General features: G+C 62.8%; 11 protein-coding genes. 7 read left to right on the forward strand and 4 right to left on the reverse strand.

Annotation, left to right across the window (positions count from 1 at the left end; all coding sequences use genetic code 11):
- Nucleotides 1-206: 206 nt before the first annotated feature.
- From VA599_RS01640 to VA599_RS01655, 4 genes are all read right to left on the reverse strand, one after another.
- Nucleotides 207-3,053: a ribonucleoside-diphosphate reductase subunit alpha gene (locus VA599_RS01640; RefSeq protein ID WP_346787451.1), complete on the reverse strand. Its 2,847-nt coding sequence runs from the start codon at nucleotides 3,051-3,053 to the stop codon at nucleotides 207-209.
- Between the two features lie 922 nt (nucleotides 3,054-3,975).
- Complete coding sequence (locus tag VA599_RS01645; protein ID WP_021476707.1) at nucleotides 3,976-4,437, reverse strand: RICIN domain-containing protein; 462 nt, start codon at nucleotides 4,435-4,437, stop codon at nucleotides 3,976-3,978.
- Nucleotides 4,438-4,666: 229 nt separating this feature from the next.
- Nucleotides 4,667-5,929, reverse strand: coding sequence for a Y-family DNA polymerase (locus tag VA599_RS01650; protein ID WP_346787452.1), 1,263 nt, complete (start codon nucleotides 5,927-5,929; stop codon nucleotides 4,667-4,669).
- Entirely contained in the window at nucleotides 5,926-6,339 is a 414-nt protein-coding gene (locus tag VA599_RS01655) for a LexA family protein (protein ID WP_346787453.1), read from the reverse strand. Before VA599_RS01655 ends, VA599_RS01650 begins: the two co-directional genes overlap by 4 nt.
- 307 nt (nucleotides 6,340-6,646) lie before the next feature.
- Here VA599_RS01655 and VA599_RS01660 point away from each other — a divergent pair, with 307 nt between their 5' ends.
- The 7 genes from VA599_RS01660 (at nucleotide 6,647) to VA599_RS01690 (ending at nucleotide 13,854) form a co-directional block, all read left to right on the forward strand.
- Nucleotides 6,647-7,396: an endonuclease/exonuclease/phosphatase family protein gene (locus VA599_RS01660; RefSeq protein WP_346787454.1), complete on the forward strand. Its 750-nt coding sequence runs from the start codon at nucleotides 6,647-6,649 to the stop codon at nucleotides 7,394-7,396.
- A 310-nt stretch (nucleotides 7,397-7,706) separates the two neighbouring features.
- The gene (locus VA599_RS01665) at nucleotides 7,707-8,444 is read left to right on the forward strand and encodes a methionine ABC transporter ATP-binding protein (RefSeq protein ID WP_021476762.1); all 738 of its coding nucleotides are present in this window, start codon (nucleotides 7,707-7,709) and stop codon (nucleotides 8,442-8,444) included.
- Complete coding sequence (locus VA599_RS01670; RefSeq protein WP_021476763.1) at nucleotides 8,445-9,131, forward strand: methionine ABC transporter permease; 687 nt, start codon at nucleotides 8,445-8,447, stop codon at nucleotides 9,129-9,131.
- A 24-nt stretch (nucleotides 9,132-9,155) separates the two neighbouring features.
- Nucleotides 9,156-9,965: a MetQ/NlpA family ABC transporter substrate-binding protein gene (locus tag VA599_RS01675; protein ID WP_021476764.1), complete on the forward strand. Its 810-nt coding sequence runs from the start codon at nucleotides 9,156-9,158 to the stop codon at nucleotides 9,963-9,965.
- Nucleotides 9,966-10,244: 279 nt separating this feature from the next.
- Nucleotides 10,245-12,950: a DNA gyrase subunit A gene (gene gyrA, locus VA599_RS01680; RefSeq protein ID WP_021476765.1), complete on the forward strand. Its 2,706-nt coding sequence runs from the start codon at nucleotides 10,245-10,247 to the stop codon at nucleotides 12,948-12,950.
- On the forward strand, nucleotides 12,950-13,417 hold the full coding sequence (locus tag VA599_RS01685) for a PaaI family thioesterase (RefSeq protein WP_346787455.1): 468 nt from the start codon (nucleotides 12,950-12,952) through the stop codon (nucleotides 13,415-13,417). The genes gyrA and VA599_RS01685 overlap by 1 nt, the downstream gene beginning before the upstream one ends.
- Complete coding sequence (locus VA599_RS01690) at nucleotides 13,414-13,854, forward strand: PaaI family thioesterase (RefSeq protein ID WP_021476767.1); 441 nt, start codon at nucleotides 13,414-13,416, stop codon at nucleotides 13,852-13,854. The genes VA599_RS01685 and VA599_RS01690 overlap by 4 nt, the downstream gene beginning before the upstream one ends.
- The last annotated feature ends 9 nt before the right edge of the window (nucleotides 13,855-13,863 follow it).

Below are 13,863 nucleotides of genomic sequence, written 5' to 3' on the forward strand. Positions count from 1 at the left end.
GATGGGGAGGCTTGCGCCTCCCGGTTGGGTGGAACCTCGCGAAAGGTTTTGCCCATTCGGTGGAACGCCCCTTGCGGGGTGTTCCACCCTACGAAACCTGCCTTACTGGCAGCTCTCGCTGGCCTTTCGGGCCTGTGGACCAGCGATAAGCTGCTGGTCCGATCCGGGTTGTTGCTTCGCGGCAACCTCCGTTTGCTCGATCTGCCTTACTGGCAGCTCTCGCAATCGGGGTTGTCGATGCTGCAGAACTTGGCGTCGGTGGCCGGGGTGTTGTCCACCGCGGCTGCTGGCGCGGACTGCACCTGGTTGGACACCGAGTTCAGCTCGCCGCCACGGCCGGTGGACTTCTCGGCGCTGGTGGCGGCCAGGGTGCGCAGGTAGTAGGTGGTCTTCAGGCCGCGCAGCCAGGCGTGCTTGTACAGCTCGTCCAGTTTCTTGCCGGAAGCGCCGGCCATGTACAGGTTCAGCGACTGGGCCTGGTCGATCCACTTCTGGCGGCGGGAAGCCGCTTCCACCAGCCATTTCGGGTCCACTTCGAAGGCGGTGGCGTAGATGGCTTTCAGTTCGGCCGGCACGCGGTCGATCTGGCCCAGGCTGCCGTCGAAGTACTTCAGGTCGGCGACCATCACTTCGTCCCACAGGCCGGCGGCCTTTAGGTCGCGCACCAGGTATTCGTTGGTGACGGTGAATTCGCCGGACAGGTTGGACTTCACGAACAGGTTTTGGTATGTCGGCTCGATGGACGCGGACACGCCGATGATGTTGGCGATGGTCGCGGTCGGGGCGATGGCCAGGCAGTTGCTGTTGCGCATGCCGTGCTGCTTGATGCGCTCGCGCAGCTTGTTCCAGTCCATGCGCTCGGTGCGGTCCACTTCCAGGTAGCCGCCGCGCTCGGCCGCCAGCAGGCTGATGCTGTCGTGCGGGAGCACGCCGCGGTCCCACAGGCTGCCGCTGTACGACGGGTAGCGGCCGCGCTCTTCCGCCAGCTCGGTGGAGGCGAGGTAAGCGAAGTAGGCCACCATTTCCATGGATTCGTCGGCGAATTCCACGGCGGCGTTGGAGCCGTACGGCACGCGCTTGATATGCAGGCAGTCCTGGAAGCCCATCACGCCCATGCCTACCGGACGGTGCTTCAGGTTGGAGTTGCGCGCCTTCTTCACCGGGTAGAAGTTGATGTCGATCACGTTGTCCAGCATGCGCAGCGCGGTGCGGATGGTGCGCTGCAGCTTGTCGGCGTCCATGCTGCCATCGGCCTTCAGGTGCGCGGACAGGTTCACGGAGCCCAGGTTGCAGACGGCGATTTCGTCGTCATTGGTGTTCAGCGTGATCTCGGTGCACAGGTTGGAGCTGTGAACCACGCCCATGTGCTGCTGCGGGCTGCGGATGTTGCACGGGTCCTTGAAGGTCACCCATGGGTGGCCGGTTTCGAACAGCATGGTCAGCATCTTGCGCCACAGGCTCAGCGCCGGGATGCGCTTGTGCACCTTCAGCTCGCCGCGCGCGGCCTTGGCTTCGTAGGCGTTGTAGGCCTTTTCGAAAGCCTGGCCGTACAGGTCGTGCAGGTCCGGGGTTTCGGACGGGGAGAACAGGCTCCACTCGCCGCCTTCCATCACGCGCTTCATGAACAGGTCCGGAATCCAGTTGGCGGTGTTCATGTCGTGGGTGCGGCGGCGGTCGTCGCCGGTGTTCTTGCGCAGCTCGAGGAATTCCTCGATGTCGGCGTGCCAGGTTTCCAGGTAGGCGCAGACGGCGCCCTTGCGCTTGCCGCCCTGGTTCACCGCCACGGCGGTGTCGTTCACCACTTTCAGGAACGGAACCACGCCTTGCGATTTGCCGTTGGTGCCCTTGATGTGCGAGCCCATGGCGCGCACCGGGGTCCAGTCGTTGCCCAGGCCGCCGGCGAACTTGGACAGCAGCGCGTTTTCCTTGATGCCTTCGTAGATGCCGTCCAGGTCATCGGCGATGGTGGTCAGGTAGCAGCTGGACAGCTGGCTGCGGCGGGTGCCGGAGTTGAACAGCGTCGGGGTGGACGACATGAAGTCGAAGCTGGACAGCACCTTGTAGAACTCGATGGCGCGGTCTTCGCGGTGCACTTCGTTCAGCGCCAGGCCCATGGCGACGCGCATGTAGAAGGCCTGCGGCATTTCGATGCGGGTGCCGTCCACGTGCAGGAAGTAGCGGTCGTACAGGGTTTGCAGGCCCAGGTAGCCGAATTGCAGGTCGCGTTCGGCGTCCAGCGCCGCGCCCAGCTTTTTCAGGTCGTATTCGGCCAGCTTTTCGTCCAGCAGCTCGGCGGCGATGCCCTTCTTGATGTAGTCGGCGAAGTAGGGCGCGTATTGCGTGCCCATTTCGTCCTGGCTCACGGCTTCGCCGAGGATTTCCAGGCGGATGTTGCCCATCAGCAGGCGCGCGGTCACGTAATCGTAGGCCGGGTCCAGTTCGATCATCGAGCGGGCGGCCAGGATGGCGGACTTGCCCACTTCTTCTTCCGGCACGCCGTCGTAGATGTTCTTCAGGGTTTCGGCCAGGATGGCGTCCACGTCGATGCCGGCCAGGTTCTTGCTGGCGGCTTCGATGTTGGCGCGCAGGCGGGCCACGTCCAGCGGCAGCTTGCGGCCGTCCTTGCGCAGCACGTTGATCTGCACGCTGGTCAGCGCTTCTCCGCGGGCGGCGCGCTCTTGCGAGCGTTGTTCGCGGTACAGCACGTAGGCGCGGGCCACATCGTGCTCGCCAAAGCGCATCAGCGACAGCTCAACCTGGTCCTGGATGTCTTCGATGTGGATGGCGCCGCCTTCCGGCTTGCGGCGCATCAGCGCGTTGACCACCTGCTCGGTCAGCTGGGCCACCTTGTCGCGGATGCTGGCGGAGGTGGCGCCTTGATTCCCCATCACCGCCAGGAAGGCCTTGGTCATGGCGATGGAGATCTTGACGGGTTCGAACGGCACCACCGCGCCATTGCGTCGGATGGTTTTGTACAGGCTGAAGTCGGCTTGCGGCGCTGCTGCGCGGCCGAGTTCCGCGGCGGTTTGCCCTTCAAAGGTGGTCAGTTGCATGTATCCCTCGATAAAGAGAAGTTTACGTCCGGCTGCGCTGCGTTCTTGAGGACAGGTCAGCTTGTGGACAATTCTGTTGAAAAGCTGTGTGCGGGCTGTGGGTAAACACAAGATGTACCGTCAGCACCGTCAAATCTGCCCAAATTCTAGTGGTGGGGGGGATGTAGTTCAAGTCTTGACTTTGGCCGGGAATCTGGCCGCGGGGAGGAAAGCCGCGCCGTTATTGGCTTTGCGGGGCGGGAAAATTTTTGGCGGATAAAATGGCGCGCGGATGCGGCTGTCAGAAAATTGCAGGAAACGCTGGATACGCTAGCAGCTGTTGCCCATGATTGGACGGCCACAAGATGTTGTAGACATGCACTGTTGCGTGGCCGCTACGACCATGGCGTGAAAGTTGCGGGCGCGGCGATGCCGGCGCGAGACGGCATGCCGGGTTTGTGGCCGGAGGCAGGCTTTCTTCCGGCGCTGCGCGGAGGAGCTGTTGTCCAAGCTGTTGGATGACCTGATTAGCTGGCGGAATGGCAGGCTTCCGGCGGCGCGCCGGCGCTTTGGGAGGCCTAGGTTGTCTGGTTGGCGGCGTGGTAGCGCGTGGTTCCATGCGGGGGCGACGGGAGAGAGCAGCGTTGACGGCGCGGGCCTGGAATGGGATCCATTTGAAGTGGCAATGAGCGGCGGGGTGGCCGCCGCTCTGGATTGCCAAACATCCTGGTAAGGAATGGCTGAGTTTGCGCAAGGGATTGAAATAACTTCGCCGGCCATCGAAATATGCTTGGGGCTGGTTATTGCCAGCCAAGCAACAGGCGGCGTTTTCCGCGGGCAATGCGGTTATGGCGGCGCAGCAAAGCGCCGAGGCGTTTCCTGTACGGAAATCATCGTTCCCTTGATATTGCTGGTACATCCTGCCGGCAAGGGGCGCGCGATGTTATTTCGCGCCTGCGGCTTCCTCTTCGGCGACTGTCTTGAACAACGCGACTTCCACCACCTGGAATTCCCAGTGCTGGTTGTTGCCATTGTGATCGGCATACAGAATGATGGGATTGCCCAGCTCCACCACGGCGCCCTGGTTATCCACCACCATGCCGTTTCCGCTATTGATGATGGTTTGCGGCTTTTTCACCCAATCCCAAGTCTGGCTTTTCTTGCCGAACTGATAATTGGTGACGGTCAGTTGGGTGCCTTGCGTCTGGGGCGTGGCGTCCAGAACCAGTTGTTCCGACGAAGCCAGGCGAATCAGGCCGGTGAACGGGTCCAGGGTCCAGCGGGTACGGGTGGTGCCGCCCCTTTCATACTTGGCCAGCACGACTTTGCCGCCATTGGTGTCATCGACGACGCCGATGCAATAGCGGTTGTCTTGGGTGGAACGGAGAACATAGCGTTGTTCCATGATGGACTCCTCGAATAATGAGCATGTGCCCATAGCAAGGATAGTTAATGTCCATGCTTTATCCATATGAGTAATTGCTTAAGTTTAAATGCGTAATTGGGGTGCGATTGGCTTCTTGCTTGTGTGTTTTGCTTACGCGCAAGGTTGTGATTTGGCGGGTTGAATTAAATATCTCATTTTTATTTTTATTGAGAGGCTGATTTAATACTGATTGGCTGGATGATGCGAGCTAGCGGATGAGCAATAGCTCGCTCAGTTGGGTGGTGTATCGGGGCGACCGCACGTCCTGGCGCATTTCCCAATTGGGCGTCAGCGCTTCGGACGCCAGTTTGACGCAACCGTGGCCGTAGGTCTGGTTGATCGAATCCAGCGTCCGCATCAGCCGCTGCCGGCGTGGATCCGGCGCGGCGGCGAACAAGTCGGCCTGCCGCCGCTCGCGCGGGGACAGCTCCATCAGCACCACGCCGGCTTTCTGATAACGCAGGCCGCGGCGGTAGACGGCGCGCAGGCCGGCCAGCGCGGCGCCCGCCAGCGCCATGGTGTCGTCGCTGGGGTGGACCAGCGGCACCACGGTGTAGCCATGGTAGGGATCGTCGCCGAAAGGGCTGGTGCGCACGCTGACGCCGACCAGCCGCGCCGCGCTGCCTTGTTCGCGCAGCTTTTCGCCGGCGCGGGCGATGTGATGGCTGACGGCGGCGGTGAGCACGGCGAGGTCGGCGGTTTTTTCGCCGAAGGAGCGGCTGGAGATGATCTGCTGGCGCGGCTGCGCCGCGTCTTCCAGGCTAAGGCAGCTGGCGCCGTTCAGCTCCGCCGCCGTGCGTTCCAGCGTCACGCTGAAATTCCGCTGCAGCCAGCGCGGGTCGGCGCGCTTCAGCTTCAGGGCGGTATCGATATGTTCGTCGATCAGCTTGGCCGCCAACCTGCGGCCGACGCCCCAGACCTTGCCGACCGGCAGCCGCGCCATCAGCGCGTCGGTTTCGGCCGGGGAGAGCCAGCTCCAGTCGAATACGCCGTCGTCCCAGCCCTCCACCCGCTTGGAAACGTGGTTGGCCAGCTTGGCCAGCGTTTTGCTGGGGCCGATGCCGACGCTGACCGGAATGCCGATGCGGCGCCATACGTCTTCCCGCATCCGCCGAGCCAGCGCATCGGTGTCGGACACGCCGGCCAGATCCAGGAAGCACTCGTCAATCGAATAGACTTCCTGGCTGGGGACGTGCTGGGCCAGTATCGCCATCATGCGCCGGCTCATGTCGCCGTACAGCGCGTAATTGCTGGAAAACACCGTGACGCCGTGTTTCCGGCACAAGCCGGCGATTTCGAAGTAAGGGCCGAACATCTGGAAGCCCAGCGCCTTGGCTTCGGCGCTGGCGGCCACCACGCAGCCGTCGTTGTTGCTCAGCACCACGATGGGCTTGTCCGTCAGGTCGGGCCGGAACACCCTTTCGCAGCTGGCGTAGAAATTATTGCCGTCCACCAGGGCGAAAACGCTCACTTCAGCTTCCTCACGCAGGCGGTCACCACGCCCCAGATCTGCAACTCCTGGCCATCCCCGAGCTCTATGGGCGGGTAGGCCGGATTGGCGGCAAGAAGCATGCAGCGGCCTTCCTTGCGGTGCAGCCGCTTGACGGTGAACTCGCCGTCGATCACTGCGATCACGATATCGCCATGCCGGGGCGGCAGGCCTTTGTCGACCACCAGGATGTCGTTGTCCAGGATGCCGGCGTCGCGCATCGAGTCGCCCCGCACCCGCACCATGAAGGTGGCCTGCGGGTCGGCCACCAGGTAGTCGTGCAGGTTGATGGCGTTATCCATGTGGTCGCTGGCCGGAGACGGAAAGCCGGCGCGTACCGGGTGCCCTGCCATGGGGATGACGGCTGGCTGGCGATGGATGGCAATGTCCATGGAGGTCATTTTTGAAATTGTACAAATTCAAATTACTATAGGCTCCGCCTGTTTGCCAAGCGGAATTCGATGAGCGGCGACTTTATGCGCCCGCGGTTTGAGCTTGCATGGCGAGGTGGTCTATTCCGAATGACGGGCGCGCGGCGGCGGCTCGCATCGGATGCCGGGGCGTGTCGTAAAATATAGAAAGCTGGTTCACATGCTCAGGCTGGAAGCGCTGCGCAAGCATTTGATTTTTAATGAATCGGTGGGCGCCGCTTTGCTGAGGCTTAACTTTGGATGGTTGCTTCAAGTCATTGATAATCATATGAAAAGCATAACGATATGCACTTACAACATCCACAAGGGCATGTCCCCGCTGAACCGGCATGTGAAGGTGGGCGGCATGGCCGAGGCGTTGGCGGATCTGTCGCTGGACATGCTGTTTCTGCAGGAGGTGCAGGGCAAGAACCTGGAGCGGGCTTTGCGCCACCAGATCTGGCCCGTTCAGCCGCAACACCACTATTTGGCCGGCAGGCTGGCGCATCGCGCGGTGTACGGGCTGAACGCCAGTTATCGGCACGGCCATCATGGCAATGCCTTGCTGACGCGCTTTCATGTCCGCGAGTGGTGCAACCGCGATATCTCGGTCAATCGTTTCGAGAGCCGCGGCGTGCTGCAGTGCTTGCTGCAGCCGGATGGCTGGCCGCAGCCGGTGGTGGCGCTGTGCGGCCATTTCAATCTGCTGGCTTTCGACCGGCGCAGGCAATATCGCGGGCTGGCCGATTACGTGCGGCAGGGGATAGCGGACCATCTGCCGCTGATCCTGGCTGGGGACTTCAATGACTGGCGCGGCGAGGCCAGCGCGCTGCTGCGGCAGGAGCTGGGCCTGGAGGAGGCGTTTTTGACGCTGCATGGCCGCCATGCGCAAAGCTTTCCTGCGCGGATGCCGATGCTGGCGCTGGACCGCATCTACGTGCGAGGCCTGAAGGTGGAGTCGGCCAGGGTGTTGGGCGGCCGGCCGTGGTCCGGTTTGTCGGACCATTTGCCGCTGTGCGCGGAGATCTGTCCGTTGTAGCAACAAATATAACCAAGAAGAATATGAAAATTTCTTGCAATTATATTGCAAAGAATTTTTCGCAATAACGAGACGATTGCTTATATTTTTTCAAAAGGGTGTTGACGCTAAGCGAAAAAAGATGTTCAATCTCAATCAAATTTATCGCCGATTTGAACACAGCTTGCGGGCGTAAAACAGCTAAAGCGTGGGTAGACAGACCCAGCAACACCTAAACCTGTCTACATAAGTCTCCCGGAATATTCCGAAGACTTCCACAGCAAAGCCCGCCGCAGCAATCGGTGGGCTTTATGCTTTGGGAGTGTTTGGAATGATTCATCTGCAAAATATCCGTAAACGGTTCCGTCGCCCCGAGGGCGGCTGGTTCGACGCCGTCGCGGAAACCTCATTGACCATCAAGGCCGGCGAAGTCTTCGGCCTGATCGGTTTCTCCGGCGCCGGCAAGTCCACCTTGCTGCGCCTGATCAATCTGCTGGAGCGCCCGGACGCCGGCGCCGTGATCGTCGACGGCCAGGATTTGACCGGCCTGTCTCCCAAGGAGCTGCGCGCGGCTCGCCAAAACATCGGCATGGTGTTCCAGCAATTCAATCTGCTGGCCAACCGCACCGTCGCCGGCAATGTCGCCTTCCCGCTGGAGATCGCCGGCTGGAGCAAGGCCGACATTGAAAAGCGCGTCGCCGAGTGCCTGGCCGTGGTCGGCCTGGAAGACCGCGCCAACCATTATCCGGCCCAGCTGTCTGGCGGCCAGAAGCAGCGCGTCGGCATCGCCCGCGCCCTGGCCCCGCGTCCGCACGTGATCCTGGCCGACGAGCCCACCTCGGCGCTGGACCCCAAAACCACCCAATCCATTCTGGACTGCCTGCAGGACATCAACGCGCGTTTCGGCGTCACCGTGGTGATCGTCACCCACGAAATGAATGTGGTGCGAAGCATCTGCCACCGTGCTGCCGTGCTGGACCAGGGCCGCGTGGTGGAGGTGGTCGATGTGAACAATCGCGAAGTGGAGGCCGATTCCGATCTGGCCCGCTCGCTGCTGGAGGCCGCGTAAATGGATGCCGCAACCCTGAACGAAGCGCTGCAGAACCTGCAATCCATGGGCCCGGAAATCTGGCAGGCCATCCTGGAGACCGGCGTGATGCTGGGCGTGGGCCTAGCCGCCGCCATCCTGCTTGGCGGGCCGCTGGGCGTGATCCTCTACCTGTCCCAGCCTGGCCAGATGTTCGCCAACCGCACCGTCAACGGCGTGTTGAGCTGGCTGGTGAATCTGGTGCGCTCCTTCCCCTTCATCATCTTGATGGTGGTATTGATTCCGCTGACCCGCGCGCTGGTGGGCAGCACCATCGGCCCGGTGGCCGCGTCGGTGCCGCTGTCCTTCGCCGCCATCCCGTACTTCGCCCGCCTGGTGGAGCAGACGCTGCGCGAGATTCCGCGCGGCGTGGTGGAAGCCGCCGAGGCGATGGGCGCCAGTCCGGCCCAGATCATTTTCAAGGTGTTGGTGAACGAGGCCCGTTCCGGCCTGATCTCCAGCCTCACCATCCTGACCATCAGCTTCCTCAGCTACACCGCGGTGGCGGGCGTGGTGGGCGGCGGCGGCATCGGCGACCTCGCCATCCGCTACGGCTATTACCGCTTCCAGACCGACGTGATGGTGGCCATGGTGCTGCTGCTGGTGGTGCTGGTGCAAATCATCCAGCTGCTGGGCAACCGCCTGGCGGCAAAACTCGACAAGCGCTGATTTCAAAATTTAAAGGAGAGAATAATGCGTAGATTCGTGATCAAGGCAGTTGCCGCATCCGTAGTGGGCCTGGCCCTGGCCGGCCAGGTTCTGGCCGCCGACCCGGCCAAGAAGCAGATCGTCATCGGCACCACCGTCGGCGACTTCGGCGACATGGTCAAGCAATCGATCAAGCCCCAGCTGGAAAAGCAGGGCTACACCGTGAAGCTGGTGGAGTTCACCGATTATGTCCGCCCGAACCTGGCGCTGCAGGAAGGCTCGCTGGACGTGAACGTGTTCCAGCACAAGCCCTACCTCGACAACTTCGCCAAAGAGCACAAGCTGTCGCTGAAAGAGGCGTTCCAGGTGCCGACCGCGCCGCTGGGCATCTACCCGGGCAAGCTGAAGTCGCTGAAGGACGTGAAGCCGGGCGTGACCATCGCCGCGCCTAACGATCCGTCCAACTTCGCCCGCGCGCTGGTGATGCTGAGCGATCTGGGCTGGGTGAAGCTGAAGCCGGGCATCAATCCGCTGACCGCTTCCGAGCGCGACATCGCCGACAACGTGAAGAAGGTGAAGATCGTGCCGCTGGAAGCCGCCCAGTTGCCGCGCTCCCGCAGCGACGTGGACTTCGCCGTGATCAACGGCAACTACGCCACCAGCTCCGGCATCAAGCTGACCGACGCCGTCTTCCAGGAGAAGAGCTACGCCTACGTGAACTGGGGCGTGGTGCGCGCGGCGGACGCCGGCAAGCCCTGGGCCAAGGATGTGGTCGCCGCCTACAATTCGCCGGCGTTCAAGTCCTACACCAAACAGAAGTTCGCCGGCTACAAGCTGCCGCAGAACTGGAACTGAGTTTTTCTTGTAACACTCCTGGCTACAAGACTTGCGGAGGGCTTCGGCCCTCCTTTTTTATGTCCGCCGCGAAGGCGCGCATCCCGATGCCTCACATATGCCCGACGCCGCGCCGCATGCGGCCCGCCGCGCTTGCGCCGCAGGCATAGGCCATGCCTTTCGTGGTAGAATGGAAAGATTGTCACATCCGTCGGCTAGCGCCGGTGCGGGCGCGAAATCGCACATGCGAAGCGCGCCGCCGCCGCGCTGGCCGGATCATCCTTACGAATCAAGATACTTATGACCGATAACCTGTTCGCCAAGGAAACGCTTCCCATCAGCCTCGAAGAGGAGATGCGCCGTTCTTACCTGGATTACGCGATGAGCGTGATCGTGGGCCGGGCGCTGCCGGACGTGCGCGATGGCCTGAAGCCGGTGCACCGCCGCGTGCTGTTCGCGATGCACGAGCTGTCCAATGACTGGAACCGCGCCTATAAGAAATCGGCCCGTATCGTTGGCGATGTGATCGGTAAATACCACCCGCACGGCGACACCGCCGTGTACGACACCATCGTGCGCCTGGCGCAAGACTTCTCCCTGCGCTACCCGCTGGTGGACGGCCAGGGCAACTTCGGCTCGGTGGACGGCGACAACGCCGCCGCCATGCGTTACACCGAAATCCGCATGGCGCGCATCGCGCACGAGCTCTTGGCCGACATCGAAAAAGAAACCGTGGATTTCGGCCCCAACTACGACGGCTCCGAGCATGAGCCGCTGATCCTGCCGGCCAAAGTCCCCAATCTGCTGGTCAACGGCTCCTCCGGCATCGCCGTGGGCATGGCCACCAACATTCCGCCGCACAACCTGAACGAGGTGGTGGACGCCTGCCTGGCCCTGCTGGCCAACAGCGATCTGACCATCGACGAGCTGATCGACATCATCCCGGCGCCGGACTTCCCGACCGCCGGCATCATCTACGGCACCGCCGGCGTCAAGGAAGGCTACCGCACCGGGCGCGGCCGCGTGATCATGCGCGCGCGCACCCACACCGAGCCCATCGGCAAGGGCGACCGCGAAGCGATCATCGTCGACGAGATTCCGTACCAGGTGAACAAGGCCCGCCTGCTGGAGCGCATCAGCGAGCTGGTGCGCGACAAGCAGATCGAGGGCATCTCCGACCTGCGCGACGAGTCCGACAAGTCCGGCATGCGCGTGGTGATCGAGCTCAAGCGCGGCGAAATGCCGGAAGTGGTGCTCAACCACCTGTACAAGATGACCCAGTTGCAGGACAGCTTCGGAATGAACATGGTGGCGCTGGTCGACGGTCAGCCGCGCCTGCTGAACCTGAAGCAGATCCTGGAAGAGTTCCTGCGCCACCGCCGCGAAGTGGTCACCCGCCGCACCATCTTCGAACTGAAGAAGGCCCGCGAGCGCGGCCACGTGCTGGAAGGCCTGGCTGTCGCGCTGTCCAACGTCGACGAGATCATCGCGCTGATCAAGGCGTCCGAAGCGCCGCCGCAGGCCAAGGCCGCGTTGATGGCGCGCGCCTGGCGCTCGTCGCTGGTGGAGGACATGCTGTCCCGCGTCGAGGGCGACAAAGCGCGTCCGGAGAACATCGACCCGTCCTTCGGCATGAAGGACGACGGCTACCACCTGTCCGACACCCAGGCCCAGGCCATCCTGGACATGCGCCTGCAGCGCCTCACCGGCCTGGAACAGGACAAGATCGTCGGCGAATACCGCGAGATCATGGACGTGATCCAGGACCTGCTGGACATTCTGGCCAAGCCGGAGCGCATCAGCCAGATCATCAGCGAAGAGCTGGCCGCCATCCGCGCCCAGTTCGGCGACGCGCGCCGCTCGGAAATCGAGCCTTACGGCGGCGACATCAATATCGAAGACCTGATCACGCCGCAGGACATGGTGGTGACCATCTCCCACACCGGCTACATCAAGGCGCAGCCGATCGACGACTACAGCTCGCAGCGCCGCGGCGGCCGCGGCAAGCAGGCTGCGGCCACCAAGGACGACGACTTCATCGAGACGCTGTTCGTCGCCAACACCCACGACTACGTGCTGTGCTTCTCCAGCCGCGGCCGCTGCTACTGGCGCAAGGTGTACGACCTGCCGCAGGGCGGCCGCCAGAGCCGTGGCAAGCCCATGGTCAACGTGCTGCCGCTGGAAGAGGGCGAGAAGATCAACGCGCTGCTGCCGGTCAAGGAGTTCCGCGACGATCAGTACGTATTCATGGCCACTGCCGACGGCACGGTGAAGAAGACGCCGCTGCGCGCCTTCTCCAAGCCGCGCGCGGCCGGCATCATCGCCATCAATCTGGATGAGGGCAACTACCTGGTGGGCGTGGCGCTGACCTGCGGCAAGAGCGTGGCGGGCCAGGGCGATGACGAAGATGACGTGGTGTCCGAAGATGAAACCATCATCGAAGGCGAGCTGATCGAAGACGCCCAGTCTGTCGAGGGCGATCAGGTGATGCTGTTCTCCGACGCCGGCAAGTCGGTGCGCTTCAGCGAAAGCCAGGTGCGTCCGATGGGCCGCACCTCCCGCGGCGTGCGCGGCATGAAGCTGGGCGAAGGCCAGAAGCTGATTTCCCTGCTGGTGACCAACTCCGAAGACCAGATGGTGCTGACCGCCAGCGACGGCGGCTACGGCAAGCGCACCTGCGTCGGCGATTTCCGCCGCACCAGCCGCGGCACCCAGGGCGTGATCGCCATGGACCTGACCGACAAGACCGGCTTCAAGCTGGTGGCGGCCAGCCTGGTGGAGGAAACCGACGACATCATGCTGATCACCACCGGCGGCGTGCTGATCCGCACCAAGGTGGCGGAAGTGCGCGAAACCGGCCGCTCTGCCCAGGGCGTGCGCCTGATCAACCTGGACGAGGGCGAGAAGCTGATCGGCCTGGAGATCGTGGCTGAATCCGAAGCCGAGTGCGCGGAAGGCGAGGGCGACGTTGACGGCGACGCCGCGGCGGAGCAGGGCGAGGCGTGATGATTCCGACTCCGGCCAATCCCCGGGTATTGGAGATGATGAGCCAGCTCTTCGTCTCTTTCCCGCACTGCGCGACCCTGGGTTTCGAATACGTCGGCACCGATGGGCGCAAGCCCACGCTGAAGCTGGCGTGGCGCGAGGATCTGGTCGGCAATCCGGCCACCGGCATCCTGCATGGCGGGGTGATCACCTCGCTGGTGGACACCTGCAGCGCGATCGCCGTCACCGCGCAGCTGGCGGAGGCGAAAACCATCGCCACGCTGGATCTGCGCATCGACTACCTGAAGTCGGCGACGCCGGGCAAGGCCATCCACTGCACCGCCGAGTGCTACCGGCTGGCCAGCCAGATCGCCTTCACCCGCGCGGTGTGCTATCACGACGATCCGGCCGATCCGATCGCGCACGGCGTGGCCACTTTCATGCGCGAGTCCAGCCGCACGCCCATGGTGCAGGAGGGCGGGCAATGAGCGAATTCATGCAACGCTTCGCCGGGCTGCGCGACCGCAAGGCCTACGCAGAGGTCGTGGACGCGCTGCCCTACGTCAAACTGATGGGCACGGTGATGGCCGAGGACGAACAGGGAGAGCTGCGCTTCGAGTTGCCGTTCCTCCCGCGCAATGTCGGCAACACCACGTTGCCGGCGCTGCACGGCGGCCTGATCGGCGGCTTCATGGAAAGCGCGGCGATGATACATCTGATGTGGAATCGCGAGTCGCTGGAAGCGCCGAAGATCGTGGATTTTTCCTTGGACTATCTGCGTCCCGGCCGGCCGCAAACGCTGTTCGCCCAGTGCGAGATCACCAAGCAGGGCAAGCGGGTGGCTCATGTGCTGATCGAAGCCTGGCAGGACGACCGCGCCAAGCCGGTGGCGGTGGCGCGAGCCCATTTCCTGCTGACCAATTGAACAGTTTGT

It is taken from the genome of Chromobacterium indicum (genome assembly GCF_039708975.1).
Taxonomy (GTDB): domain Bacteria; phylum Pseudomonadota; class Gammaproteobacteria; order Burkholderiales; family Chromobacteriaceae; genus Chromobacterium; species Chromobacterium piscinae.